Annotated in this window: 31 protein-coding genes; 12 read left to right on the forward strand and 19 right to left on the reverse strand. The window is 66.8% G+C overall.

The features are described from left to right. The first annotated feature begins 100 nt into the window (after positions 1 to 100). Together GRI99_RS15590 and GRI99_RS15595 are read left to right on the forward strand one after the other, a co-directional pair. On the forward strand, positions 101 to 1,093 hold the full coding sequence (locus GRI99_RS15590; RefSeq protein WP_160772990.1) for a peptidylprolyl isomerase: 993 nt from the start codon (positions 101 to 103) through the stop codon (positions 1,091 to 1,093). After that, a complete protein-coding gene (locus tag GRI99_RS15595) occupies positions 1,090 to 1,413 on the forward strand; it encodes a DUF1905 domain-containing protein (RefSeq protein WP_160772991.1) in 324 nt (107 codons plus the stop codon). The genes GRI99_RS15590 and GRI99_RS15595 overlap by 4 nt, the downstream gene beginning before the upstream one ends. Here GRI99_RS15595 and GRI99_RS15600 read toward each other — a convergent pair. After that, positions 1,410 to 3,491, reverse strand: coding sequence for a RelA/SpoT family protein (locus GRI99_RS15600; protein ID WP_160772992.1), 2,082 nt, complete (start codon positions 3,489 to 3,491; stop codon positions 1,410 to 1,412). The two genes, GRI99_RS15595 and GRI99_RS15600, sit on opposite strands and share 4 nt — an antisense overlap. A gap of 150 nt (positions 3,492 to 3,641) precedes the next feature. Here GRI99_RS15600 and GRI99_RS15605 point away from each other — a divergent pair, with 150 nt between their 5' ends. From GRI99_RS15605 to GRI99_RS15615, 3 genes are read left to right on the forward strand one after another with little or no spacing between them, the layout of a single operon-like run. Continuing rightward, on the forward strand, positions 3,642 to 3,920 hold the full coding sequence (locus tag GRI99_RS15605; protein ID WP_337192939.1) for a hypothetical protein: 279 nt from the start codon (positions 3,642 to 3,644) through the stop codon (positions 3,918 to 3,920). Beyond that, a complete protein-coding gene (gene gntA, locus GRI99_RS15610) occupies positions 3,920 to 4,597 on the forward strand; it encodes a guanitoxin biosynthesis heme-dependent pre-guanitoxin N-hydroxylase GntA (RefSeq protein ID WP_160772993.1) in 678 nt (225 codons plus the stop codon). The genes GRI99_RS15605 and gntA overlap by 1 nt, the downstream gene beginning before the upstream one ends. Then, a complete protein-coding gene (locus GRI99_RS15615; RefSeq protein ID WP_160772994.1) occupies positions 4,597 to 5,211 on the forward strand; it encodes a DUF1989 domain-containing protein in 615 nt (204 codons plus the stop codon). The genes gntA and GRI99_RS15615 overlap by 1 nt, the downstream gene beginning before the upstream one ends. A 12-nt stretch (positions 5,212 to 5,223) precedes the next feature. On the opposite strand, the gene GRI99_RS15620 is transcribed toward GRI99_RS15615, so the two are convergent. Further along, positions 5,224 to 6,066 carry a 23S rRNA (adenine(2030)-N(6))-methyltransferase RlmJ gene (locus GRI99_RS15620; protein ID WP_160772995.1) on the reverse strand — a complete coding sequence of 281 codons (843 nt, stop codon included), beginning with the start codon at positions 6,064 to 6,066 and terminating at the stop codon, positions 5,224 to 5,226. A 134-nt stretch (positions 6,067 to 6,200) separates the two neighbouring features. Next, the gene (locus GRI99_RS15625) at positions 6,201 to 8,126 is read right to left on the reverse strand and encodes a M1 family metallopeptidase (protein ID WP_160772996.1); all 1,926 of its coding nucleotides are present in this window, start codon (positions 8,124 to 8,126) and stop codon (positions 6,201 to 6,203) included. Positions 8,127 to 8,253: 127 nt separating this feature from the next. Here GRI99_RS15625 and GRI99_RS15630 point away from each other — a divergent pair, with 127 nt between their 5' ends. After that, on the forward strand, positions 8,254 to 9,399 hold the full coding sequence (locus GRI99_RS15630; protein ID WP_160772997.1) for an aminotransferase class I/II-fold pyridoxal phosphate-dependent enzyme: 1,146 nt from the start codon (positions 8,254 to 8,256) through the stop codon (positions 9,397 to 9,399). On the opposite strand, the gene GRI99_RS15635 is transcribed toward GRI99_RS15630, so the two are convergent. Together GRI99_RS15635 and hemF are read right to left on the reverse strand one after the other, a co-directional pair. Continuing rightward, entirely contained in the window at positions 9,396 to 9,908 is a 513-nt protein-coding gene (locus GRI99_RS15635) for a hypothetical protein (RefSeq protein ID WP_160772998.1), read from the reverse strand. The two genes, GRI99_RS15630 and GRI99_RS15635, sit on opposite strands and share 4 nt — an antisense overlap. A 39-nt stretch (positions 9,909 to 9,947) precedes the next feature. Then, positions 9,948 to 10,805 carry an oxygen-dependent coproporphyrinogen oxidase gene (gene hemF, locus GRI99_RS15640; RefSeq protein ID WP_160772999.1) on the reverse strand — a complete coding sequence of 286 codons (858 nt, stop codon included), beginning with the start codon at positions 10,803 to 10,805 and terminating at the stop codon, positions 9,948 to 9,950. A gap of 45 nt (positions 10,806 to 10,850) precedes the next feature. On the opposite strand from hemF, the gene pdeM reads away from it, so the two are divergent. The 5 genes from pdeM to GRI99_RS15665 all read left to right on the forward strand — a co-directional run bounded on the left by pdeM (position 10,851) and on the right by GRI99_RS15665 (position 15,481). Then, the gene (gene pdeM / locus GRI99_RS15645) at positions 10,851 to 11,567 is read left to right on the forward strand and encodes a ligase-associated DNA damage response endonuclease PdeM (protein ID WP_160773000.1); all 717 of its coding nucleotides are present in this window, start codon (positions 10,851 to 10,853) and stop codon (positions 11,565 to 11,567) included. Positions 11,568 to 11,720: 153 nt separating this feature from the next. Beyond that, complete coding sequence (infC, locus tag GRI99_RS15650) at positions 11,721 to 12,242, forward strand: translation initiation factor IF-3 (RefSeq protein ID WP_160773001.1); 522 nt, start codon at positions 11,721 to 11,723, stop codon at positions 12,240 to 12,242. 37 nt (positions 12,243 to 12,279) lie between these two features. Beyond that, positions 12,280 to 12,897, forward strand: coding sequence for an RAD23 family protein (locus tag GRI99_RS15655; RefSeq protein WP_237438395.1), 618 nt, complete (start codon positions 12,280 to 12,282; stop codon positions 12,895 to 12,897). 64 nt (positions 12,898 to 12,961) lie between these two features. Then, positions 12,962 to 14,404, forward strand: coding sequence for an SLC13 family permease (locus GRI99_RS15660; protein WP_160773002.1), 1,443 nt, complete (start codon positions 12,962 to 12,964; stop codon positions 14,402 to 14,404). A 156-nt stretch (positions 14,405 to 14,560) separates the two neighbouring features. After that, positions 14,561 to 15,481: a hypothetical protein gene (locus tag GRI99_RS15665; RefSeq protein ID WP_160773003.1), complete on the forward strand. Its 921-nt coding sequence runs from the start codon at positions 14,561 to 14,563 to the stop codon at positions 15,479 to 15,481. Between the two features lie 43 nt (positions 15,482 to 15,524). Here the strand turns inward: GRI99_RS15665 and GRI99_RS15670 are convergent, their stop codons facing one another. Next, positions 15,525 to 16,058: a J domain-containing protein gene (locus tag GRI99_RS15670; RefSeq protein WP_160773004.1), complete on the reverse strand. Its 534-nt coding sequence runs from the start codon at positions 16,056 to 16,058 to the stop codon at positions 15,525 to 15,527. A gap of 162 nt (positions 16,059 to 16,220) precedes the next feature. Between GRI99_RS15670 and GRI99_RS15675 the strand changes: the two genes are divergently transcribed. After that, positions 16,221 to 16,394, forward strand: a complete 174-nt coding sequence (locus GRI99_RS15675) for a hypothetical protein (RefSeq protein WP_160773005.1) — start codon at positions 16,221 to 16,223, stop codon at positions 16,392 to 16,394. On the opposite strand, the gene pal is transcribed toward GRI99_RS15675, so the two are convergent. The 13 genes from pal to GRI99_RS15740 all read right to left on the reverse strand — a co-directional run bounded on the left by pal (position 16,395) and on the right by GRI99_RS15740 (position 24,846). Further along, positions 16,395 to 16,916 (reverse strand): peptidoglycan-associated lipoprotein Pal, encoded by a 522-nt coding sequence (pal, locus tag GRI99_RS15680; protein ID WP_160773006.1) that lies wholly within the window; start codon positions 16,914 to 16,916, stop codon positions 16,395 to 16,397. A 52-nt stretch (positions 16,917 to 16,968) separates the two neighbouring features. Further along, the gene (tolB, locus tag GRI99_RS15685; protein ID WP_160773007.1) at positions 16,969 to 18,357 is read right to left on the reverse strand and encodes a Tol-Pal system beta propeller repeat protein TolB; all 1,389 of its coding nucleotides are present in this window, start codon (positions 18,355 to 18,357) and stop codon (positions 16,969 to 16,971) included. Then, positions 18,354 to 19,250 (reverse strand): cell envelope integrity protein TolA, encoded by an 897-nt coding sequence (gene tolA, locus GRI99_RS15690; RefSeq protein WP_160773008.1) that lies wholly within the window; start codon positions 19,248 to 19,250, stop codon positions 18,354 to 18,356. The genes tolB and tolA overlap by 4 nt, the downstream gene beginning before the upstream one ends. 9 nt (positions 19,251 to 19,259) lie before the next feature. Next, the gene (locus tag GRI99_RS15695; protein WP_160773009.1) at positions 19,260 to 19,709 is read right to left on the reverse strand and encodes an ExbD/TolR family protein; all 450 of its coding nucleotides are present in this window, start codon (positions 19,707 to 19,709) and stop codon (positions 19,260 to 19,262) included. Between the two features lies 1 nt (position 19,710). Next, positions 19,711 to 20,421, reverse strand: coding sequence for a protein TolQ (tolQ, locus tag GRI99_RS15700; RefSeq protein ID WP_160773010.1), 711 nt, complete (start codon positions 20,419 to 20,421; stop codon positions 19,711 to 19,713). A gap of 13 nt (positions 20,422 to 20,434) precedes the next feature. Continuing rightward, positions 20,435 to 20,887: a YbgC/FadM family acyl-CoA thioesterase gene (locus GRI99_RS15705; protein ID WP_160773011.1), complete on the reverse strand. Its 453-nt coding sequence runs from the start codon at positions 20,885 to 20,887 to the stop codon at positions 20,435 to 20,437. A 72-nt stretch (positions 20,888 to 20,959) separates the two neighbouring features. Next, entirely contained in the window at positions 20,960 to 21,337 is a 378-nt protein-coding gene (locus GRI99_RS15710; RefSeq protein WP_160773012.1) for a histidine triad nucleotide-binding protein, read from the reverse strand. Beyond that, positions 21,334 to 21,645: a phosphoribosyl-ATP diphosphatase gene (locus GRI99_RS15715; RefSeq protein WP_160773013.1), complete on the reverse strand. Its 312-nt coding sequence runs from the start codon at positions 21,643 to 21,645 to the stop codon at positions 21,334 to 21,336. The genes GRI99_RS15710 and GRI99_RS15715 overlap by 4 nt, the downstream gene beginning before the upstream one ends. Positions 21,646 to 21,676: 31 nt before the next feature. Next, complete coding sequence (locus tag GRI99_RS15720; protein ID WP_160773014.1) at positions 21,677 to 21,862, reverse strand: PEP-CTERM sorting domain-containing protein; 186 nt, start codon at positions 21,860 to 21,862, stop codon at positions 21,677 to 21,679. Between the two features lie 85 nt (positions 21,863 to 21,947). Further along, positions 21,948 to 22,706, reverse strand: coding sequence for an imidazole glycerol phosphate synthase subunit HisF (hisF, locus tag GRI99_RS15725; protein WP_160773015.1), 759 nt, complete (start codon positions 22,704 to 22,706; stop codon positions 21,948 to 21,950). After that, a complete protein-coding gene (locus tag GRI99_RS15730) occupies positions 22,703 to 22,933 on the reverse strand; it encodes a hypothetical protein (protein ID WP_160773016.1) in 231 nt (76 codons plus the stop codon). Before GRI99_RS15730 ends, hisF begins: the two co-directional genes overlap by 4 nt. Continuing rightward, positions 22,930 to 23,655: a 1-(5-phosphoribosyl)-5-[(5-phosphoribosylamino)methylideneamino]imidazole-4-carboxamide isomerase gene (hisA, locus tag GRI99_RS15735; RefSeq protein WP_160773017.1), complete on the reverse strand. Its 726-nt coding sequence runs from the start codon at positions 23,653 to 23,655 to the stop codon at positions 22,930 to 22,932. Before hisA ends, GRI99_RS15730 begins: the two co-directional genes overlap by 4 nt. A gap of 36 nt (positions 23,656 to 23,691) precedes the next feature. Further along, on the reverse strand, positions 23,692 to 24,846 hold the full coding sequence (locus GRI99_RS15740; protein WP_160773018.1) for a glycoside hydrolase family 130 protein: 1,155 nt from the start codon (positions 24,844 to 24,846) through the stop codon (positions 23,692 to 23,694). Positions 24,847 to 24,873 lie beyond the last annotated feature (27 nt).

A 24,873-nucleotide genomic window follows, 5' to 3' on the forward strand; every position in this document is an offset into this window, starting at 1 on the left:
AGGCCAGGCCACTACGCAGCGACCAGGCTCGCTCCCCTCTCGCAAGCGGGAGGGGTTGGGGTGGGCTTGCAACGCTGCGTCATGATGCCATGCTGCGTCGATGAAGCGCCTCCTCCTCGCCCTGCCCTTGGCTTTCGCCATCCCCGCCGCCGCGCAGGAGGCTGAGCCGCCCACCCCCGCATCGGTGGTGGCCGAAGCCGCGCCGGAGGAGTGGGTGGCTATCGCCCCGCAAGATCTGCTGGTGATGGACCTTGCCCCCGATGCGGCGGGCCGCGCGCGGCGGGTGGTGATCCAGCTGCTGCCGCCGCCTTTCAGCCAGCCGTGGGTGGAGAACATCCGCACGCTTGCCCGCGCGCACTGGTGGGATGGCACGCAGGTCTATCGCGTGGTCGATAACTGGGTGGCGCAATGGGGTGCGGGCGAGGACGGCGGCGAGGCAGGGTTTATTGAGCATCCGCTGCCGGAGGGGGTGGTGTCGCCGGTGGCGGAGTATGTTGAGCGGAACGACAGTGTTCTATCTCCCTCCATAGGACGCGACGTTCTCTTTTGGGATCCTAGTAAGAGCTGGCCTTCGGTGGTCGAGGGACTCGTTGCTTTTCGTAGTCATCAGAACCGAATTTATGAAACTTTCATCGGCGGCTTTCCGATCGCCGGTTCTGAGGGAATTCATGAGGGTTATGTCTGGCCCATCCACTGCTACGCCTCCGTCGGCGTCGCCCGCGACCTGGCGCCCGATACCGGCACCGGGGCAGAGCTTTACGCCGTGATCGGCCACGCGCCTCGCCAGCTTGATCGCAACATCGCAGTGGTGGGGCGGGTGATCGAGGGGATCGAGTACCTCTCCACCCTGCCGCGCGGGACGGCGGAGGCCGGGGTCTATGCCACGCGGGCGGAAGATACGCCCATCGTGTCCGTCCGGCTGGGCAACGACCTGCCTGATCCGCCGCGGTTCGAGTATCTGGGCACGCAGAGCGAGAGCTTCGCCCGCTATGTGCAGGTGCGCGCTAACCGCCACGATGCCTTCTACACCGTGCCCGCCGGCGGGTTGGACGTGTGCAACGTGCAGGTGCCGATCAGGTGGGTTGCGCCTTGAGTGACACCGTAACCCACAGGGGCACGCTATGGCTGTGGACCGGGCCGGAAGGCACGGCGGCCTGGCATTTCCTGTCCATCGATGGGGAAGCAGCCAAGGCCATCAAGGCGCACGAAGTGATGCGGCGGCTGGAACATGGTGCAGGTCGCGGGTTCGGCTCGGTCAAGGTGCGGGCCCGCATCGCCGAGACGCGCTGGGCCACCAGTGTCTTTCCAAGCAAGGAGAGCGGCGGCTGGCTGCTGCCGATCAAGCTGGCGGTGCGCCGCGCGGAGGACCTGGCGGCAGGGGACGAAGCCGAGGTTGAGCTCGAGCTGCTCTAGACTCGGTCAGCCTGGGCCACGCTGTCGCTGGCGCGCAGGCTGCTGACGATGCGGGTGATGTGCGCCAGGTCGCTCACTTCCAGGTCCACCTCGTAGGTGTGGAACGGATCGTCGCGCTGGGTCAGTTCCAGGTTCATCACGTTGGCGCTGTTGCGGGCAAAAGTGCCGGCCATTTCCGCCAGCGTGCCCGGTCGGTTGTAGAGCACCACCCGCAGCCGGCCCACCGCCCCGTGCGAATCCTCGCCCCACGACAGGTCGACCCAATCGGCATCCTCGCCGGTGGCCAGTTGCAGGCAGTCGATGGAGTGCACCTGCACCCCCTGCCCCGGGCGGCGCAGCCCCACGATGCGGTCACCCGGCAGCGGGTGGCAGCAATCGGCCAGGGTGAAGGCCATGCCGGGCGTCAGGCCCTTGATGTTGATCGCCCGGCCCTGCTGCATGTCGTCCGGCAGGTCGGCCGTGGAGCCGGGGACCAGCGCTTCCATCAGCGCCCGGTCGGAGAGCTTGGCGGTGCCGATGGCGAACATCAGCTCCTCCTCGTCCTCCATGTCCAGCCGCTCCAGCGCGTCCCTGATGGCCTTCTTGCCGATCTTGGCGGGCAGCCGCTCGGCAATCTCCTCGAACAGCTTCTCGCCGATCGCGGCCACCTCGGCCCGTTCCTTCTGGCGCACGGCGCGGCGGATGGCGGCGCGCGCCTTGCCGGTGACCACGAAGCCCAGCCAGGATAGCTGCGGGGTGGCGTGAGGAGACTTGATGATCTCCACCACGTCACCGTTTTCCAGGGGGGTGCGCAGCGGCATGTGGCGGCCGTTGATCTTGGCCCCTACCGTTGCCGCGCCCAGCTTGGTGTGCACGGCAAAGGCAAAGTCCACCGCAGTCGATCCCTTGGGTAACTGGAACAGCGCGCCCTTGGGGGTGAAGGCGAAGATGCGATCCTGGTAGATCGCCAGCTTGGTGTGTTCCAGCAGCTCCTCGGCATCGTGGCTGGCGTCCACGATCTCGATCAGGTCGCGCAGCCAGCCCACCTGCCCGTCGGGCCGCTCCTCGTTCTTGTAGGCCCAGTGCGCGGCCAGGCCGAATTCGTTGGTGCGGTGCATGTCGCGGGTGCGGATCTGCACTTCCACCCGCAGCGAGCCTTCGTGGATCAGCGTGGTGTGGAGCGACTTGTAGCCGTTGGTCTTGGGGGTGGAGACATAGTCCTTGAACCGCCCCGGCACCATTTTCCAGGTGGTGTGCAGCACGCCCAGCGCGCGGTAGCAATCCTCGACCGATGCGGTGAGCACGCGGAAGGCGAAGATATCGGTCACCTGCTCAAAGCTGACGTGCCGCTCGGCCATCTTGCGCCAGATCGAATAGGGGTGCTTCTCGCGCCCCCACACCTCCACTTGCAGCCCCGCCTCGGCCAGCGCCTGCTTGATCTTCAGGGCAATGGCATCGACCTGCCCGCCCTCGCTTGACCGGATCTGCTCCAGCCGGCCGGTGATTGTGGCATAGGCTTCGGGCTCAAGCTGCTCGAAGGCGAGCATCTGCATCTCGCGCATGTATTCGTACATGCCCACCCGCTCGGCCAGGGGGGCATAGATATCCATCGTCTCGCGGGCGATGCGGGCGCGCTTTTCCGGGTTCTTGATGAAGTGCAGCGTGCGCATGTTGTGCAGCCGGTCAGCCAGCTTCACCAGCAGCACCCGCAGGTCCTCGCTCATCGCCAGCAGGAACTTGCGCAGGTTCTCGGCCGCCCGCTCATTCTCGGGCATCTGCTCGATCTTGGACAGCTTGGTAACGCCATCCACCAGCCGGGCGATTTCTGGGCCGAACAGCTTCTCGATATCCTCGATGGTGGCGAGGGTATCCTCCACCGTATCGTGCAGCAGGGCGGTGATAATCGTCTGCAGGTCCAGCTTCAGGTCGGTCATCAGCCCGGCCACTTCCACCGGGTGGCTGAAATAGGGGTCACCGCTGGCGCGCTTCTGGCTGCCGTGCTTCTGCACGGTATAGACATAGGCGCGGTTCAGCAGCACCTCGTCGGCGTCCGGATCATAGGCCTTGACCCGTTCGATCAGTTCATACTGGCGCAGCATTGGCCCCAAGATAGCCACGCCTTCGGCAAAATACAGCCGTGATTGTCCCGCACTGCACCAAGTGGCGGAAACGATGACAGATTGGAACCATCTGGCAACGCGGCTGTTGGTCCCTCACAGCGCGCCTTGCGGCGGCAGAGAGGCATCCCCGTGTTTACCCAGCTCAATCCCTCCATCCCGGTGGATATTGTGGACCGCGGCCCCGGGCAGGCCGTGGCGGTGATCGATTATGGCCCGGAACATCACCTGATCTGGGTGACCGCGCTGGATGCCAGCGGCGAGATCTGGTGCGCGCCCAATCCGCAGGTACGGGTGCAAAGCAACTGGACCATGGGCCGCAAGAGCGCCTTCGCCCGGTCCAGGCCTTCCGCTTCGACAGCGGAGGAAGCCTGCGCCTGCCACGACCACGCGCTGGCGGGGATGCGCTGATGCTGCAGGAACCCGAGGCCGGCGAGCGGCTGGCAGACGAACTGGAACACTGGATCACCGATCAGGGCTTCCCCTGCGTGGGGGCCAAGTCGGCCCTGGCGCGCGGCAACCTGAAGGTGGTTCCTGCCCTGGACCTGACCAGCGCCTGGAACGACGTGGCAATTCACGATGCCCTGCTGCACTGGGCCTGGGAATACCGTGACGATCCGGAAGGCCTGCGCAGCCTGGCCGTGGTTTTCGAAGGCCCGCTGGACCTCACCGAGGAACAGTTCGAGCAGTTCATCTGGCAGCGCATCCAGAGCCTGGCCGACAAGGACCACTGGCGCGGCCAGCCCTATGACGCCAGCGTCAGCGCCGATCCGGCCAGCCCGCATTTCTCGCTGAGCTTCGGGGGCCAGGCCTATTTCGTGGTTGGCCTGCACCCCAACGCCAGCCGTCCGGCCCGCCGGTTCGGCCGCCCGACCATGGTGTTCAACCTGCACGACCAGTTCGAGCGGCTGCGGGCCGAAGGACAATACGAGCGGATGCGCGAGAAAATCCTCAAGCGTGACGAGAAACTGGCGGGTGATATCAACCCGATGCTGTCCCGCCACGGCGAGGCGAGCGAAGCGCTGCAATATTCCGGGCGCGAGGTGCCCCCCGACTGGGTGCCCCCGTTCGAGGACAAGCGCGCCTGATGCCGGATACCACGCTGCCGCCCCCCGTCGTGCCGCCAAACGTGATCCCGCCCCGCTCAGGCGCGGCCTTCCGGTTGGCCCGGGGGCAGGTGCTGGAAGTCGTCGACATCATGGGCACGCAGGTATCAGACCTCCTTGCCTTCAACGCCGATGACGTGCGCGAGGTGATCAGCAACGGGCGCACCTTCGACTATGAAGAGACGCTGAAGCTGACCACGGGCAATACGCTGTGGTCCAATCGCAGCCAGCCGATGCTTAAGCTGCTGCGCGACGATGCCGGGTGCCATGATTTCCTGCTGACCCCGTGCAGCGAGGCGACTTTCCGCCACTTCTATCCGCACCAGCCGGTGCATCGCGGCTGCTTCGGCAACCTGGCCGAGGCGCTTGCCCCTTATGGCATCGAACCGGACGCAATCCCTTGCGCGTTTAACGTGTTCATGAACGTGCCCTTCGATGGCGACACAGGCAGGCTGCGGGTCGATCCGCCGCGCTCGCAGCCGGGCGACGTGCTGCAGCTCGAGGCGCAGATGGACCTGGTGATCGGCCTCACCGCCTGTTCGGCCTATGCCTCCAACGGTGGCACCTTCAAGCCGATCGGATGGCGGATCGTGTAAACCCGCGCCGGCTCAGGTGTTCAGCCAGTCGGCCGCGATCACGCCCCTGTGCCCTTCTGGCGCCAGTGCGGCGCGCAGGGCTTCCAGCAAAGGCGGCAGCGCCTGGGTGAAGGCATAGGGCGGATTGACGATGAACAGGCCTGCGCCGTTGTAGATGTCGGGCTGGTCGGCGTCGTACAACCAGTGTTCGACCGCCAGGAATTTCGGGATGCCGAGCCTGCGCAACCGATCCTTCCAGCGCACGTGCGTGGCGCGGTCTTTCAGCGGAAACCAGATCACCGTCACCCCATGCGCCCATTTGCGGTGAGCGGCAGCAAGGGTGTCTGCCACACGGGCGCGTTCGTCGGTCTGCTCGTAGGGCGGATCCACCAGGACCACACCGCGCGGCGTCCGGGTTGGCAGCATCGCCAGCCAGAACTCGTAGGCATCGCGCTGATGCACGGCAGCGGCCGTGCCGCGCATCGCGCTGCGCAGGGCACGGATATCCTCGGGATGCTTTTCGTTGAGGATCAGGCCATCCTGCGGGCGCAAAAGCTGCGCGAGTATCCGCGGCGAACCGGGGTAAAGGCGGGGCGCGGCGCCCACATCGGCCGCCCCGTTCACCGCATTTACGGCAGCCCGGTAGTCGTCCAGCAAGGGATTGTGGTCGGCAAAGGCCCGCACCACGCCCTGCGCGGATTCGCCGGTGCGCTGGGCCTGATCACCCTGGAGATCGTAGAGCCCGCAGCCGGCATGGGTGTCGATCAGCGTCAGCGCGCCCTGCTTCTGCTGCAAGGCCCGCACAAGGGCGATCAGCAGGCCGTGCTTCACGACATCGGCGCTGTTGCCGGCATGGAAGGAGTGGCGATAATTCATTGTGCTGAAGAAACCCTGACGACCTGCCTTTACACGAGTTGCCGGGCAGCGGAAGCCGGGCGCGGGGCGATCTGCCGGACAGCCTGGGCCCCGAACAGATCCGGGCTGACGGAATAGGGCTTGGGCCTCCAGCCCTATTCCGACCACCCCAGGATCTCGTCCACGTTGCCGCGCGTCATCGAATGGTATCCGGCGCGGGTGCGCTGGTAGAGCGGGCGGGCGATGGCCGTGCCCCAGTCACCCTGTTCGCTGAGCGCGCGGTACAGCGGGGAGACGAACTTGTTGCGCCCCACGCTGCCCAGGAACAGCTCCGCCGCCTGCACGGCCGGCTGGTAGCGGTTCTTCAGCGCCAGTTCCAGCCACAGGAACTTGATCTCGTTGTTGCCGGTGGCGGAAAGGCCCAGCGCCCGGTCCAGCGCGGCCAGTTGCGTGGCATTGCGCTGCTGCGGCACTTCCTGCAGGAAGCGCATCCGTTCCGCCGTGGTCCAGCCGCCCCAGGCTTCGAACGGCAGGGCATCGCTGGCGGCATAGGCCTCTACCGCGCGGTCGACGTCGGCAAAGGCCGCCGGATCGGGCTTGACGGCGTTGGCGGGCAGGCCCGTGCCATAGACCCAGTCATCCAGCATCAGCCGTTCTTCCCGCGCCGCATCGCCCTTGATCAGGTTCTGCCGCAGGTCCGCCAGGAACATCTCGGAAGTCGCCGGCTGGAACGCGTGGCTGTCGAACCACTGTGTCAGCCACGGATCGAACTTCTCGCGCCCCACGATGCTCTCGACCGTCTTCAGGAACACCGTGCCCTTGTCATAGATCGCCGCGCTTTCGGTATCGAACGGGCTGGAGCCGGCGGGGGTGCGCATGGCGGTCAGCGGGTTGTCTGCGCCCAGGGTGGCGACCATTTCCTCCACCGCCGCAAAGCTCAGCGCATATTCCTGCCCGGCCCGCTTGGCGCCGTAGACTTCCTCGGAAATGCGGTTCTCGACATAGGAGGTGACGCCCTCGTTCAGCCAGCCGTCGCGCCAGCTGGAATAGGTGACGAGGTTGCCCGACCAGCTATGCGCCAGTTCGTGCGCCACCAGCCCGGTCAGGCTGCGGTCCCCGGCGATGAAGGTGGGGGTGAGGAAGGTCATCACCGGGTTTTCCATGCCGCCATAGGGGAAGCTGGGGGGCAGCACGATCATGTCATACCGGCCCCAGCGGTATTCACCGAACAGCCCTTCGGCTGCGGTCACCATCGCCTCGGTATCGGTCAGTTCGGCATGGGCGGCGTCCATCGTCTCCGGCTCGGTCCACACGCCGGTGCGCGGGCCCAGTTCGCGGAACTCGATGTTCCCGGCAGCCAGCGCGATCAGGTAGGGGGCAACCGGGTGATCCATGCGGAAGGTGAAGGTGTGCCTGCCCTCGCCCGCATCCTCCGCCTCTCCCTGGATGATGCCGCTCATCACCACGTTGAGGTCAGCCGGCGCGGTGATGCGCGCTTCCCAGGTCTGGCGGATGCCGGGGCTGTCCTGCGTGGGAATCCAGGTGCGGTTGAGGATCGCCTGGCCCTGGCTGAACACGAAGGGGTGCTGCTTGCCGGCGGTCTGTTCCGGGCTCAGCCATTGCAGGGCCTCGGCCTCCGGCGCGGACTTGTAGGTGATGACGATGGTTCGCGCGGACTCCGGCGCGGCGTCGCCAGCGGAAGGCAAGGCGATGGTCAGCGCCGCGCCCTTCTCCTCGTCCGCCTCGCCCAGCGCCCATTGCAGCGGCTGGCCTTGTGCATCGGCCACGCTTTCGATGCGCAGCCCCGCCGAATCGAGCACCACCTCGCTCGCCCCCGGCGCGGCCAGCACGTCCAGCGTGGCGGTGCCGCCCACCTCCTTCGCGTCGAAATCCAGCGCCAGGTCCAGCGCCACGTGGGTCACACGGGCTTCCTGCGGGCGGGCGTGGGTGAATTCGTCGATTGCCTGCTCGGTGGTCAGGATCGGGGCGGGGGCGGCGCGTTCCGGCACTCCGCCGGGGGCGCCATCGCAGGCAGACAGGGCAAGCAGGGCGGCAACGGCGGCAGACAACAGGAAACGCATGGAAACTCCGAACGAGGGCCGGGGCCAGGCCTCCGGTTACAGTTGCAATCATAAGCACGGTGGAACGGGCTTGTCACCTCTCGCGCGCAAGCTTGCATGGCGACCCGTGCGCCGGCACAAGCCGGCCATGCCGCCAGCTCCACCCAAACAGACGATCTTCACCACGATGAGTGCGCTGGCCACCGAGTTGGGCGCCATCAATCTGGGACAGGGCTTCCCCGATGCCGAACATGCGCCGGAGCTGCTGGCAGCGGCGCAAAGGGCGCTGGCACACAAGTCCAACCAGTACCCGCCGATGCGCGGCCTGCCCGAATTGCGCGCCGCCATTTGCGATTACTACGGAAGGCGACAGGGCCTTGCACTGGACCCGGCGCAGGTCGTGGTCACCAGCGGTGCGACCGAGGCGCTGGCCGCCAGCATCCTCGCTGTGGTCCAGCGGGGTGACGAGGTGATCGTGCTGCAACCTTGCTACGATGCCTACATCCCGCTGATCGAACGCGCCGGTGGCATGGCGGTGGCGGTAAACCTGGCCCCGCCGCACTGGACCATCCCGTTCGATGCGCTGGCAGCCGCGATCACTCCGCGCACCCGGCTGATCATTGCCAACACCCCCAACAACCCCACCGGCACCCTGCTGACCCGCGCCGATTTCGAGCGGCTGGGCGAACTGTGCGAGGCGCACGACCTCACCCTGCTGTGTGACGAGGTGTGGGAGGGGATGATTTTCAACGGTTCGGCCCACGCCAGCCCGCTGCACGTGGACAGCCTGAAGGGCCGCGCGATCAAGGTGGGTTCGGCCGGCAAGCTGTTCAGCCTCACCGGCTGGAAAGTCGGCTGGGCCGTCGCCGCCGCGCCGCTGGCCGATGCGATTGCCGGCCAGCACCAGTTCCTCACCTTCACCACCGCCACCCCCCTGCAATGGGCCGTGGCCGAAGGGCTGACCCTGCCGGATGAATGGCATGACGCCCACGCCGCGATCTATGCCCCACGGCGGGCGCAACTGATCGCCGGGCTGGAGGCCGCAGGCTATGTGGTCCTGCCCAGTGCGGGCACGTGGTTCGTGACCATCGATCTGGCCGCCAGCGGCCTGCCGGCGGACGACGAGCTGGTGGCCGAACGCCTGATCCGCGAAGCGGGCGTGGCGTCCATCCCGGTCTCGGCGTTTTATCGCGACAATGCGCTGCGGGGGTATCTCAGGCTCTGCTTTGCCAAGCAGGAGGGGGTGATTGAGGAGGCTTTGGGGCGGTTGGCAGGGTTTCGAACCTCGATTTAGACAGCGCAATTCTTTCGCTCAATCACCAAAGTCGGATCAAACAGCCCAGGGCACTTTTCTGCCATTAATCGACAGAGAAAATCGAAGTCGTCTTTGTGCATGGCATCTTTGACGATCAGTATATTTCTTCCTCCGCACGATACCAACATTTCATCAACGATACCGAGGTGACGTTTTAAATTATTTGCGTTGACACGAAACAATCGGGCATCGCTAATATTGTTGAAGGCAAACTCCGTTTCTTCCCGCCAACCAAAGTTCCCAAAAAAACTAAAACCGGGGGGTCGATAGATCAGCGAATTGTTATTCAGGGATACTCTTTGCCCAATCTCACGCGAAAGAGTCCATAAAGATCCGAAATATAACAGTAAGGCGAACGATGCGAAGGTCCAGTCGTTGGCAAGAAATCCGGCCACAGGAACACCGATAAGCGCGATGGGCGTGATTATCATCAACTGCATGAACTGGGCGAACTGCAGCTTCCCCCTCAGTCGCATTTCGCCGTCCATCGCCACCCTCCAGACACTAGAGCGCAAAAGTTATGCCTCTCACCCCCAGGTCACCTCAGGCGGCAAACTCATCAAGATCGCATCGATATTCCCGCCGGTCTTCAGCCCGAACAGCGTCCCCCGGTCATAGACCAGGTTGAACTCCACGTACCGCCCGCGCCATTCCTTCTGCGCAGCCTTTTCCTCCAGCGTCCAATCCATCCCCATGCGGGTGCGCACGATACGCGGGAACACGTCCAGAAACGCCTCGCCCACGTCGCGGGTGAAGGCGAAGTTGCGCTCGAAGGCCGCCTCGTCCTCGCACTCCAGGTGGTCGTAGAAAATGCCGCCTACGCCGCGTGCCACGCCGCGGTGGGGGATGAAGAAGTACTCGTCCGCCCAGGCCTTGAACTTGTCGTAGTAGGTGGGGTTGTGGCGGGCGCAGGCGGCGCGGAAGGCGGCGTGGAAGGCCTCGGTATCTTCCTCATAAGGGATCGGCGGGTTCAGGTCCGCGCCGCCGCCGAACCAGGCGGCCTGGGTGGTCAGGAAGCGGGTGTTCATGTGCACGGCGGGCACGTGCGGGTTGGCCATGTGGGCAACCAAGCTGATGCCGGTGGCGGTAAAGTTAGGCTGCTCCGCGCTGGCGCCGTTCACGCTGGCGGCAAATTGCGGGGCGAACTGGCCGGACACGGTGGAGACGTTGACGCCCACCTTCTCGAACACCTTGCCCTTCATCACCCCGCGCACGCCGCCGCCGCCATCGGACCCGTCCTCGGTCTCGCGGTCCCACGGCAGGTAGTCGAAGGTGGCGTGCGAACCGGCTTCGGCCTCGATCGCCTCGAACGCGGCGCAGATGCGGTTACGCAGGCTCTCGAACCAGAGGCGGGCCTGTTCGGTTTGCTGGGTCCAGTCGGTCATGCGTGAACCCTTGCCAAGCGCGCACGGACAAGGCAAGTGCGGTGCATGGTTCCCGTTTCGTTCACTTTTGGCTTCTGCGGCGAGGAGTTTCGCATGGTCGATGGTCGCGCGCTCTTCTGGCCGCGCGAGAATGCGCTGCTGGTGGCGGACCTGCACCTGGAAAAGGCAAGCTTCTATGCCCGCGGCGGACAGTTCCTGCCGCCCTACGACAGCCGCGAGACGCTAGAGCGGCTGGCGGCGGCGGTGCGGCAGACCGGCGCGCGGCGGGTCTATACGCTGGGCGACAATTTCCACGATGGCGAAGGCGCGCTGCGGCTGGAGCCCCATGCTGCCGGAATGCTCGACGCGCTGACCCGCGCGCTCGATTTCGTGTGGGTGACGGGCAACCACGATGTGAAGCGGCTGGACCATGCCCCGCAAAAGGTTGGCGGCACCTTCGTGGCCGAACTGGAACTGGCCGGGCTGGTGCTGCGGCATGAAGCGCAGGCGGGCGAGACGCGGCCCGAACTGTCCGGCCATTTTCACCCGCGCCTGCACCTGAACGTGGCCGGCAAGCGCATCCGCCGCCCCTGCGCGGTGCTGAGCGAGGATTCGGCCGGTTGCGGGCGGATGATCCTGCCCGCTTTCGGCGCGCTGACCGGCGGGATGGACGCAGCCGATCCGGCGATCCTGAAGGCCCTGCAACCGGCGCGGCGGATCGATGCCGTGGTCCCGGCAAGGGACCGGCTGGCGCGCTTTACGCTGTGGCAGGCGGCAGCCTGAAGGCCGCGCCTGTCACCCGCCAGACACGGCCGCGGTGCTGCGTTAGCCACAAGGCATCTGCCCCCTAGCGCAAAGTCCGTCTTGCCACTACATAGCGCCCCCACAACCAGAACAATTGCAGGAGCACACCCCATACCACGTCCGCCCCGCCGCATGATGGCACCGCCGGTCAAGTCCGGCCCCCGATTCGACGATATGATCCAGTCCGACAAGGTTCGCGTCATTGACGAAAATGGCGAGAACATCGGCGTCATGTACACTCGTGAAGCGATCGAGCAGGCAGCCTCCGTGGGGCTGAACCTGGTCGAGGTCTCGCCCAATGCGGACCCGCCGGTGTGCAAGTTCCTGGATGTGGGCAAGTACCGGTATGAGGCGCAGAAGAAGGCCAACCTCGCCCGCAAGAGCCAGAAGACGCAGGAGATCAAGGAGATCAAGGTGCGTCCCAACATCGACGATCATGACTATGAGACGAAGATGAAGGCGATGAGGAAGTTCATCGAGAACGGCGACAAGGTGAAGGTGACCCTGCGGTTCCGTGGCCGTGAAATGGCCCACCAGCACCTGGGCCTGGACCTGCTGCGGCGGGTGCAGGAAGACATGGCCGAACTGACCAAGGTGGAAAGCTTCCCCCGTCTGGAAGGCCGCCAGATGGTGATGGTAATCTCCCCCAAGTAAACGGGAACAGGGGGCGCGGGCCGGCGGTTGTCGGTGCATGACCGCGCCGCGCCCCCAGCTCGCCCCCCTGATCGTCCTGGTTGCCTTGCTGTCGCTGGCGGCGACGGCCTGCAGCGCACCCGACGACCAGCCCGAGCCCCAGCCGAACGCTTCCGCGACGCCGGAACCCTCCGCCACGCCCGCGCCCCCAGGGTCCGCCGATGGCCCGCCGCCGGGCTACACCGACGGATCGGGCATCAACGAGGGCTACCCGATCCTTCGCCCCGCCGACCTGACACCCGAAGCCGCGCGCGGAGAGGCCGGTGCGCGCGACCTGCTGGTGACATTCGCCCGCGCGCTGGAACTGCGCGAGTATGACCAGGCCTGGGCCATGCTGGGCATCACCGCGCGGCAGGACTGGACCCGCGAGCAGTTCAACCAGGCCTTTGCCGGGCTGGAAGGCCTGACCGTGGCAGTGCCCGGCGGCACCCTGGAAGGCGCGGCCGGATCGTCATTCTACGAATCGCGGATCGAGGTCACCGCCAGCGACCCTGCCGGCCGTCCGGCGAGGATCGAAGGCCCGATCGTGCTGCGGCGGGTGAACGATGTGCCCGGTGCCACGCCGGACCAGCTGCGCTGGCATATCGAGCGCCTGCAACTGGACGTGACGCACTAAGCGCCCACCTTGCCCCACGTCCCGCATCGGCTAGGATGGCCTGCATGGGACGGGAAATCAGGGCATGACGGCCAGCCGCGTTGGGTTCTGGATCGGGCTGGCGGGCTTTGCCCTTACCCTGCTGCTGCCCGCACCCGGCACCATGCCGCAGCAGGCCTGGCTGGTCGCAGGCCTCACCTGGTGGATGGCCGCCTGGTGGATGACCGAGGCCGTGCCGCTGACGGCCACCGCACTGCTGCCCTTCGTGGTCCTGCCCTTTGCCGGCATCGCCAGCGCGGCTGAAACCGCAGGCACATACTATTCCGACACCCTGTTCCTGATCCTGGGCGGCGCTTTCCTGGCCCTGGCGATCGAGCGCACGGGCCTGCACCGCCGCCTGTCGCTGGCCATCCTGCGCGCGGTTGACCGGCCCAATGGAAAAGGGGCCGGACGGGGCGGCAGCGGCACGCGGCTGCTGGTCGCCTTCATGGCCAGTTCGGCCGTCCTCTCCATGCTCATCTCCAACACCTCCACCGCGCTGATCATGATGCCGATGGCGCTGGCGGTGCTGGCGGGTGGAGGGCTGTCTCCCGATGACCGGGCGGGCATTTCCGGCGCCCTGCCCATCGGCATCGCCTTTGCCGCCAGCATCGGCGGGCTTGGCACCATCGTCGGCTCGCCGACCAACGCAATTGCCGTGGCCCTGCTGGACGAGACCATCGGCATCCGCATCAGCTTTGCCCAGTGGACCGCCTTCGGGCTGCCGATCGTGCTGCTGGGCGTGCCGCTGGCGGCGCTGATCATTGCCCGGGTGCAGCGCGTGGGCGAGCATCCGTTCGACCTGGCCGCCGCCCGCGCGGCAATCGATACCCACGCTGCTTGGACCGCGCCGGAGCGCCGCCTGGTGCCGGTGGTGGCGGCCACTTTCGCTTTCTGGCTGCTGCAACCGCTGTTGAGCCCGCTGGTGCCGGCCGGCTCGCTGACAGACGGCACTGTTGCGGTGATCGCAGGCCTCGCGCTGTTCGTCCTGCCAGACGGGACTGGCCGCCCGCTGCTGGTGTGGCAGGAGGCCGACCGCGCCCCGTGGGGCGTGATCATGATGTTCGGCGGCGGCCTGGCCCTGGCGGCGGGCATGGGCAAGAGCGGCCTTGCCGTATGGCTGGGCGAGGCCCTGCTGCCGCTGGGCGGTGTGCCGATGTTCCTGGTCGCGCTGGCGCTGGTTGCCCTGGTGGTGCTGGTCACCGAATTTGCCAGCAACGTGGCGACCGCTAGCGGCATCATGCCGGTGGTGGCCAGCCTGGCCGTGGCGCTGGGCGGCGATCCGCTGCTGCTGGCCATGCCCGCCGCCATGGCATCAAGCTGGGGCTTCATGCTGCCCGCCGGCACCGGCCCCAATGCCATTGCGTGGGCCACCGGCCGGATCGAGCTGAAGCGGATGGTCGGTGCCGGCCTGCTGCTGGACCTGGCGGGGATCGTGCTGATCGTTGGCGTATGCTGGGCGGTCGCCTCGCTGGGCGTGGGGGCCTGATCCGGCGCGTTTGACAGCTCCGGTTCATCTGCGGCAAACCGGGCCGTGCAAATTGGGGGCGAAACGCCTTGCCCATGCTTGTCCGGCCCAGCTATGAAGCCGCACACGCCGGGGCGCTGGTCCCCGATTGACCCTTGATAAACGGACAGGAACAACGTGCTCCGCAAATTCGATCTCGTGCTGAGCGCTGCCATGTGCTGCGCCGTCCTGACCTCCTGCGGCGGCGGCAACCCCACGCCCACCCCCACCGGCACCGGTACGCCCACGCCCACGCCGACCACAACGGCAACGCCGGTGGTCTACAACTTCACCAGCGACTTCATCGTCTCCAGCGGCGGCATCTACATCTATGCCAACTTCACGCCCACCGGCGGGGCCGAGGTGTTCAGCGATGCCTCGCGGCTCACCGGTGTTGCGGGGCTGGCCTATACTGCCTCGCCCGAGAAGGTGGTGTTCGGCTTCCCCGACCTGACCGATGACGTGACCTACCTGGGTTCGGAGCGGACCAGCGCCACGGCCACCAGCCGCGTCTACGTGCGCGACGATACCTCGCTGTCCATCGACAAGCCGTTCACCCACACCCTGCGCGCCACTTACAAGCGGACCGATCCGTTCACCCGCAGCGGCGTGGCCGGCACCCTGCGCGGCTATCGCGTGGGCCTGTTCACCCTGCCGGTGACCGTTACCACTGCCATCGGCAGCAACCTGACCTTCAGCGGCACTCCGCAGGTGGTTGGCGGCACGTCCGGCACCACCCCGGCGGGCGCCGTCAGCAGCACGGCATCGACCTTTACCGTGGTTCCGGCAGCCAGCGCCACGGCCTCGCCCACGATTACCGGTTCGGTCGCGGTGTTCGATACGATCAGCGGCACCACCACGCAGCGGGCCAACCTGGCCTTTACCGGCACGATCAACGCCTCGGGCGGGATTACCGGCACGATTGCCGATACCCCCAATGCCTTTACCGGGGCATTCTCGGGCGCGCTGTCGGGCGCCAACCGGGACGAGGTGGCGATCGTGTTCTCCGCCACCCACGCTGACGGCCGCAAATATGTGGGCAGCGTGATCGCAGACTGACGGAGGGCCGGCGCGGGCGGCCCTTAGCTCCCGCGCTGCCCGGTCAGCCCTTCCACTCGCGGCGTTCCTCCGCCTGGCGGAGCACTTCATAGGCCACCTGTGCGGCCTGGAAGGCACGCGCGGCGGCTTCGTCCCCCGGGCGCACATCGGGGTGCAGTTCCTTGGCCCTCGCGCGCCAGGCCTTCTTCACGTCCTCGAAGGTGGCATCGGGATCCAGTCCCAGCACTTCCAGCGCGCGCATTTCGTCGGCGCTACGGCTGCCATCGCCGCTGCCGGCCCAGCCATAGTGCTGCGCTTCGGCATAGCCGGCATTGTCGCGCTGTTCGCTGCGGGCACGGGCCTCGGCCTCTTCCTTGTCGAGCCCCTCGAAGTAGTTCCAGCCCTTGTTGTATTCGGCGGCGTGCTTCTCGCAGAAGTACCACCGTTCGCGGCTGTTGGGGCTCTTGGGTGCGGGGCAGTTGCCGGGTTCGTTGCAGTTATGCCGGTCGCAGATGCGCACCTGCGCCGTCTCGCGGCTGCTGCCATAGCCGCGCCAGCGGGGAAAACCCCAGTCCATCGACCGTCCGGAACGGGCCATCAGGTTAAGCTCACCGTCAACATCCTCTTCCTATAGGCAGCCCTGCGCGGCGTTGGAAGCAGGCTGGACCAAGGTCCAGCGTTACAATTGCTTACCAATGTTGCATTGCAATAAGGCTTGGCTAACCTATCTGCCCGCCAGGCATTGTACGGACGTGAACCCATGAGCAAGCAACTGGCCATTTCTGCAGCGGTTTCCGTGTTTGCCATGGTGGCCTGCGTGGTGATGGTCGGCGCCCTGGAAAGCGGAGCGGGCGCCCCGGCCCATGCCGCAGCGCCCGCCGCCGTGTCGTTCGGCGTGGAGGCCGTTGCCGGCCTCCGCACCATCGTCCAGTAATTACTGCATCATCACCGTCACCGCGCGGCGGTTGCGGGCCCAGGCCTGTTCGTTGGATGCGGTAACGGCCGGGCGCTCCTCGCCATAGCTGACCACGCGCAGGCGCGCCTCGGGCACGCCCAGGCTGACCAGGTAGTTGCGCGCGGCAGTGGCGCGGCGCTCACCCAGGGCCAGGTTGTATTCGCGCGTGCCGCGTTCGTCCGCGTGGCCTTCGATCGTGGCGCGGGCATTAGTGTACTGCAGCATGTATTCCGCCTGGGTGCGCAGGGCTGCGGCGTCCTGGCTGTCGATGTTGTACTGGTCGGTGTCAAAGTAGATCACGTCGCGCCCGCCCATGGCATTGGCGAAGTGGGCCTGCGACCCGGCGACGGGACCAGCCTGGGTGGGAGCCGGAGTCGGCGCCGGAGTCATCGTGGGGGCGGTGCTGGGTTGCACCGGCGGCAGAACCTCGGGCGGGTTCTTCTTGCAAGCCGCAAGAGCCAGCACGCTGCTGGCCGCGATCAGGATGGTCAGCTTTCTCATGGCATTCTCCTCGTTCATCTTACGGATGGGCTAACGGTGAAACGTGGCATTCTTACGGCAGAACGGGGCCCCAGGCCGGGTCGCTGGCGCCCAGCGGGGTGTTCAGCCGCCGCTCGTTCTCGCCGGTCAGGTCAACCTGCCAGATGGCGCTGTCCTCGTTGCCGCGGCCCGAGCGGAAGAACTGGATGATGCGGCCATTGGGCGCCCAGGTGGGCGCCTCGTCCTGCCAGCCGTTGGTCAGCGTGCGCATTCCCTGCCCGCGCGTGTCCATCACCGCGATATGGAAGTCACCCACGATGTGGGTAAAGGCGATCTGGTCCCCGCGCGGGCTCCACTCCGGCGTGGCGCAGCGCCCGCCGAAGAAGCTGATGCGCCGCTGGTTCGATCCGTCGGCATTCATGATGTAGCACTGCTGGGTGCCCGACTGGTCGCTCTCGAACACGATCTGGCTGCCATCGGGCGAGAACGATCCGCCCACCTCGATCGAGGGGCTGCTTGTCAGCCGCTGCGGCGTGCCGCCGGTGGCGGGAATGCGGTAGATGTCGGTATTGCCGGCAATTGCCATCGAATAGAGCAGGTAGCGCCCGTCCGGGCTCCAGCGCGGGGCAAAGGTGGGGTTGCTGCTTTCGGTCACCAGCGTCTGCCGGCCGCTGTCGATGTCATAGACATAGATGCGCGGATTGCCGTCCTGGTAGGACAGGTAGGCGATGCGGCTGTAGTCCGGCGAATAGCGCGGGGTCAGCGCGGTGGCCTGGCCATTGGTGATGAAGCGGTGGTTGGCCCCGTCGCTGTCCATGATGGCGAGGCGCTTGATGCGGTTATCCTTGGGGCCGGTTTCGGCAATATAGGCGATGCGGCTGTCGAAAAACGGGCTTTCGCCCGACAGGCGCGAATAGACCAGGTCAGCGCACTTGTGCGCCGCGCGCCGCCATTCGGCAGGCGTCACCACCCAGCCCTCGCGCACCAGCTCGTCCTCCAGCGCCACGTCGTAGAGATAGCAGCCCACGGTCAGCCGCCCGTCCGGATTGGCGCGGACATAGCCGTGCACCAGCATCTCGGCGCTGCGGCCCTGCCATGTGGGCCAGGCGGGGCTGGTGATCTGGGCATAGCCCGGGCGCGGCAGGCTGTCCGGCCCCACGGGGCGGAACAGGCCGTTGTTCCGCAGGTCATTGAACACCACGCGGGCCAGTTCTACCCCCAGCGCGCCGGTGCCCGAGGAATTGGCGGGCGTTGCTACATCGGCATTGGTGGCAAAGGCGGGGATGGCGATGCCCAGGTCGTTCCAGCTTTCCGCCGTGACGGTGACGTTGACGCCTTCCTGCGCGGTTTCCACCGTAGCCAGCTCCTCCCCCGGCAGGGTCAGCGTCTGGGCCGCTGCCGGCAGCGCCAGCAGCGGGCCGAGGACGCAAGAGAGCGTTGCGAGGGTCGATCTGATCGTCATTGGGCCAGCCTGTTGTCAAAGTTGGACGTCACTACCCGCCAGCCGCTGTAATAGCGCTCGGGCAGGTCGAAAGGAGCCGCCAGCCGCACGGCGCGGATGGCCTGTTCCTGGTGCCGGGGCACCTGGAGCCGGTTGGATTCGTTCTGCCCGGTCGTGCGCACCACTTCCGGCGCGCCATCCAGCGAACCATCCGGATTGAGGCGGAAGCGCACCACGGTCACCAGCCGGTCGACATCGACACCCGATGGCGGGTTCCAGTGCGGCTTCAGTTGCCGGATGATGGCAGCTGCGATGCTGGCCTGCTGCGCGGCGCTGGGCCGGTCTGCCGCCTGCCCCTGCGCGCCGGTGGCATCGCTGGTGCCGTCGAGGAAGTTCTCGTTGATCCGGCTGCCGCCTGCCCGCGTGGCAGTTGCCGCCGGGGCGGGTGTGGCTGCCTGGCTGCGTCCCGTGGCCGTGGGCGCGGGGGTCGGCCGGGCGGAGCGCGAGGGCGACGGGGCCGGCGTTGGCCGCGCGCTGGGGGTGGCCGTGGGCGCGGGCGTGGGCCGCCGCGTGGCGGCCGGCGCGGGCGTGCGGGTGACGCGCGGAGTGGGCCGCGCCGTGGGCCTGACCGCTGGGGGCGGCGGAGGCGGTGGCGGCGGAGGGGCCGCGGCGGGTGGCTCGGGCAGCGGGGCCAGGTCAGGCGCCATGGCAGCGGCGGGATCGGCCGAGGGATTGGGCGCGGTGCTGTCCAGCGCCACGTCCTGCGCCAAACTCACCGTGATCCGTTCCGGCGGGATCACCGGCACCGGATCGGGCCGCTGGGTCACCAGCACCCAGGCCAGCGCCACGTGCGCCGCGCCTGCCAGCAGCAGGCCGACCGTTTCCTCGCGCGTAAGGGCTGCCGTTTCGGCCATGGGATTTGGCTATGGCTCCTGCGATGAACCGTTACTGACCATCGAAATGCGGGTGAAGCCGGCGCGGTTGATCTCGCCCAGCACCGCCATGATGCGCCCGTAATCGAGCGTCCGATCGGCCCGCAGCACCACCACCGGCGGCTCGCTGCCGGCGTTGCGGGCGGCCTGTTCCAGCGCATTGGCCAGCCCGCCTTCGGGCACGGGGGCATCGTCCAGGAACACCGCGCCCTGCCCGTCCAGCGCCACGGTCAGTTCGTCCGGGTCCTGGTCCAGCGCCTCGGCGCGGCTGTCCGGCAGGTCCAGCGGCACCCCGCTGGTCAGCAGCGGCGCAGTGACCATGAAAATGATCAGCAGCACCAGCATCACGTCTACGAACGGGGTGACGTTGATGTCCGCCATCCGCGCCCGGCGTTGCGAGCGGCCACGGCGGCGGCCGGAAGAGGCGACGTTCATCGCCATGTCAGCCGCGCTCCATCTCGCGGCTCACCTGCGCGTGGACGCGGTCGGCAAAGCGCTGCAGGCGGGCTTCAAACGTGTCTACCGCACCCGAGAAGCGGTTGTACGCGATCACGGCCGGGATGGCGGCGAACAGGCCGATGGCGGTGGCGAACAGCGCCTCCGAAATGCCCGGTGCCACCACGGCCAGCGATGAATTGTTCTGCTGCCCGATCTGGAAAAAGCTGTTCATGATGCCCCAGACGGTGCCGAACAGGCCCACGAAGGGAGCCACGGCACCCGTGGTGGCCAGGAAGCCCAGCCGCGCCGCCAGGGCATCGGCCTCGGTCGCCACCTGCCCTTCCATCGCCTGGCCGATGCGGTCCAGCGCCTGGGCCGGGTTTTTCAGGCCGGTGCGGGTGGACTTGCGGAATTCGGTCAGCCCCGCCGCCGCCACGCGGCCCGAGGGGTTATCGGCCTTGCCGCGGCTGATCATGGCTTCGGGATCGTCATGCTCCCAGAAGGCCTGCTCGAAAGCGGTGCTGGCGCGCCGCACGCTGGCCATGCGCATGGTGAAGGATACGATGATGGTCCACACCCACACCGATGCCAGCAGCAGGCCGACCATCACCGTCTGCACCACGATATCGGCATCCAGGAACAGCTCCAGCGGGTTAAGGCCCGTGGGGGCGATGGGTTCCCCGGTAGCAAGGGCAAGCTGGTCAAGCAGGGTCATCAATTATCCTTCGTCACGAAGCGGGCTGGTAGAAGCGGGCAAAGGCGTCACGCCAGGCTTCCGGCTGGCGGCGGGGGCGGCCGTCGGGGGCAATGAAGCCAACCCTTATGGCCAGTTCCACCAGCAAGTCATCCCCTCTGAACACCTGTTGCGCCAAACGGACACTGGCGGCGCGCAGTTCCACACAGTGCGTTTGAACGTGCAATGAATCGTCCAGGAAGGCGGGGCGCAGGTAGCGCAAATTGGCCTCGGCCACGGCGTAATGCCCCTCGCCCGCCTCGCTGGCGGCGCGCTGGTCGATCCCCAGCAGGCGCAGCAGGCTGGAGCGGGCGCGCTCGCAATATTTCAGGTAGTTGGCGTGATAGACCAGGCCGGAAAGGTCGGTATCCTCGTAATAGATGCGTAAGCCGAAGTGGTGCACCTGCCCCACGAACCACCCGTCACCGATTGCCTGTGCCTCAGCCATAGTGCCGCAGACCTTAGCGGGGGGCGGACTCGCGGGGCAACCCCCCCAGAGGCAAAAGGCCGTGCGCAGGCGCTAGCCCGCGATCATCCGCCCCAGCGGCTGCCCGCCGAACAGGTGGACATGCAGGTGCGGCACTTCCTGCCCGCCGTGGTGGCCCACGTTGGCCAACAGGCGATAGCCGGGCGCGACCAGGCCAAGCTCGCGCGCCACCGTGCCCACGGCGCGCACGAACCCGGCGATTTCCTCGGCCGGGGCGCGCAGCGAGAAATCGTCCCACGAGACATAGGCCCCCCTGGGTATCACCAGCACGTGGACCTTGGCCTGCGGGGCAATGTCATGGAAGGCCAGCGCCCAGTCATCCTCGTAGATCTTGCTGCAGGGGATCTCCCCGCGCAGGATTTTGGCGAAGATGTTGTTCGGATCGTAAGCGGCGGCGGGATCGATGGTCATGTGCGGCTGGCCTTCTCCACCAGGCCCGAAGTGCCCTCGCGCCGGGCCAGCTCGGCCCGCACATCGGCCAACGACAGGCCGCGGGCCTGCAGGGCAACCAGCAGGTGGAACAGGATATCCGCCGCCTCGCCCACCAGCTCCTCGTCGCTGCCGGAAAGCAGGGCCACGGCGGCCTCCACGCCTTCCTCGCCCAGCTTGCGGGCGATCACCGGCAGGCCACGGGCATAGAGACTGGAGGTATAGCTGCTGTCCGGCGCGGCGGTGCGGCGCGCGGCGATTACGGCTTCGAGCTGGTCGAGTGTGTCCATCTGCGCGGCATGGGCAGACCGCGCGGAGTCGTCAAGACTTGTCGGGCTTGTCGGACTTGCGGCGCGACAGGCGGCGGCCCAGCATGACGCCGGCCAGGCCCAGCGCGAACAGGGTGATGGTGTTGGCCTCGGGCACCTGCGCGCTGTCGGCGGCTGCCACGGGCGCGGCGAAGATCACCAGCGAGGACAGGAAGACGATGAGGAACCGGAATGCCATGGGAAAATCCATGCCGCCCGCCCGGTGATTCCCGCAATGGTGAACCTGTGACCGTCCCGCAGCGGGACTATTTGAAATTAAAGGATTAGCCGCGCGCGGGCAGGCCGGCGGCGCGCAGGGCGGCGTGCGCTTCGGCAATTGAATGGGTACCGAAATGGAAGATGCTGGCGGCCAGCACGGCGCTGGCATGGCCTTCCTTCACGCCTGCCACCAGATGGTCGAGGTTACCCACCCCGCCGCTGGCGATCACCGGCACGCTGACGGCATCGGCAATGGTGCGCGTCAGCTTCAGGTCATAGCCCTTCTGCGTGCCGTCCCCGTCCATACTGGTTACCAGCAGTTCGCCGGCGCCCAGGTTCGCCAGCCTGATGGCGTGCTCCACCGCGTCAATCCCGGTAGCGCGGCGGCCGCCGTGGGTGAAGATTTCCCAGTGGTCATGCACCCAGCGCGCATCCACCGATGCGACCACGCACTGGCTGCCCATCTTCTCGGCAATGTCGGTGACAACTTCCGGGCGGCTGACCGCGGCGGAGTTAACCGCCACCTTGTCCGCGCCCGCCAGCAGCAGCGCGCGGGCATCCTCCACCGTGCGGACCCCGCCACCCACGGTCAGCGGCATGAAGCACACTTCCGCCGTACGCCGCACGATATCGAGCAGGGTGCCGCGCCCTTCGTGGCTGGCGGAAATGTCGAGGAAGCACAGCTCGTCCGCGCCCGCCGCGTCATAGGCCTGCGCCTGCTCCACCGGATCACCGGCATCGCGCAGGTCGACGAAGTTGACGCCCTTGACCACGCGCCCATCGCGCACGTCGAGACAGGGGATGACGCGGATGCGAACGGTCATTGGATTATCGCCACCAAAGCGCCGACGAAATAGAGCAGCACCGCCAGCAGACCGGCAACTTCGAGCGCCAACATCAGCCAGAAGCCGACAGGGGCTTCATTTAATTCGTAGGTGAAGCGTCCCATTCCCGCCGTCCTTTGGCGCAAAGCACAATTTACGACTTTGCACTGTCCGAAAAGCAGCGCGCCAACAATCACAGCATAAAAGAGACCGATGAGCTCCATCATCGCGCCGCCATCGCAATCGCCGTCGCCAGGTCCAGCTTGCCTTCGTAAATCGCGCGGCCCGTAATCACGCCCTCGATCCCGTCGACCGAGTGCAGCGCCAGCAGGCGGATATCGTCGAGGCCCTTGACCCCTCCGCTCGCAATCACCGGAATGTCCACCCGGCGGGCGAGGTCCACCGTCGCCTCGATATTCGCGCCCTTCAGCAGGCCATCGCGGCCGATGTCGGTGAAGAGGAGGCTGGCCACCCCGGCATCCTCGAACCGGCGGGCAAGGTCGACCACCGGCACATCGGACACCTCGGCCCAGCCTTCGGTGGCGACCATTCCGTCCTTCGCGTCCACCGCGACGACGATGCCGCCGGGAAATTCCTTCGCCATGTCCTTGACGAATTCCGGGTCCTTCAGGGCCGCGCTGCCCATCACCACGCGGGCCACGCCAAGGTCGAACCAGCCTGCCACCGCCTCGCGCGTGCGGATGCCGCCGCCAAGCTGCACGTAGCCGGGGAAAGCGGCGAGGATAGCCTCTACCGCCTCGCGGTTCTCGGCCCGTCCGGCGAAGCTCCCGTCAAGGTCCACCACGTGCAGGTGCTCGGCCCCGGCCTCGGCAAAGATCAGCGCCTGCGCGGCGGGGTTGTCACCATAGACGGTGGCGCGGGCCATGTCGCCTTCGGCCAGGCGCACCACCTGGCCCCCTTTCAGGTCGATTGCGGGAAATACGATCATGGCCGCGCGCCTAGCAGCAGTCCCGCCACATTTCCACTATTGCGCGCCGCCCTTGTCCGCCGGGATGAAGGCATCCCTGGGCACATGGGTAATGCGGCACGCCAGGTCCGCCTCGCCGCTGGCGACGATGAAGTGATCGCCCGCATCGGCAATGCCCGTGGTGAACACCACGTCCTGCAAATAGAGCAGATCCTTCAAGGGCTCGGTCAGGTCCGGCGCGGGCTCCAGCAGCGGCACATGGCTGGTAGCCAGCACTTCCCACGGCCGCTCCGGGTGCAGCAGGCTCCAGTAGGTGCGATAGATACCCACGATCTGCTTCGGCTCCACCCCGTGCCACAGCGTCAGCCAGCCGCGCTGCCCCGCCACTTCGGTCAGGATCGGCGGACTGCCCCCGCCGATCCGTGCGGTGGAGGCAGTGCCGGCATGGGGGCGGATGTGCGGGTGCAGGCACGGCTGCCAGTGCAGGCCATCGGGGCTGCTGGCGAGGTTGATCGAGGGGCCGGAATGGAACGGGCTGCCCGGCGGATAGGCAAAGTAGATATCGCCCAGCGGCCGCGTCTGCGCCCAATACTTGCCCTGCACCAGCCCTTCGAACACCAGCATGTCCTTGTTCTGGTGATCGAGCACGATCCCTTCAAACTGCCAGTCCAGCGCGTTGGCGGAGGAATAGAGCGTGGTGGAATGCCGCTCAGGGCTGACCGAGCAGGTGGTCATCAGCCAGCGGTTCCCCACCTTGCTGAGGCGGGCATCCTCCAGCCCGTAGCACTGCCACGAGCCTTGCGGGGCCATCGCCTTGTCGTAATGCACTGCCACCACGTCCAGCCCTTCCGCCGAAAGCTCCACCGGCAGCAACCAGGAAAGCGAGGTGAGCGCCATCACCTTCCACCCGTGGCCGCGCAGCAGGAACTTGCGCGGATCGGCCGTGTCGGTCAGTTCCAGCGGCCAGGCATCGATTACATAGCCGCCATCGTGCCAGCGGATCGCGTGCACATGCCCGTCTCGGATCGGCTCGCGCAGCGCCTCGGCCACGCGGACCATCAGCAGCAGGTTGCCGTTGGCCAGCCGCACCATGCCGGGGTTGAAGGCGCCCAGCACATAGGTTTCCGCGTTCAGCCTGCCCGCCAGCGGCGAGCGCGACAGGTCAACATCATGGGGCCCGAACACCAGCCGGTCGGCGGCGTAGTTGGTCATGGCCGGTCCTCCTGCACCCGTAACAGA

Origin of the sequence: Alteraurantiacibacter buctensis, assembly GCF_009827655.1 — a bacterium.
GTDB lineage: Bacteria > Pseudomonadota > Alphaproteobacteria > Sphingomonadales > Sphingomonadaceae > Alteraurantiacibacter > Alteraurantiacibacter buctensis.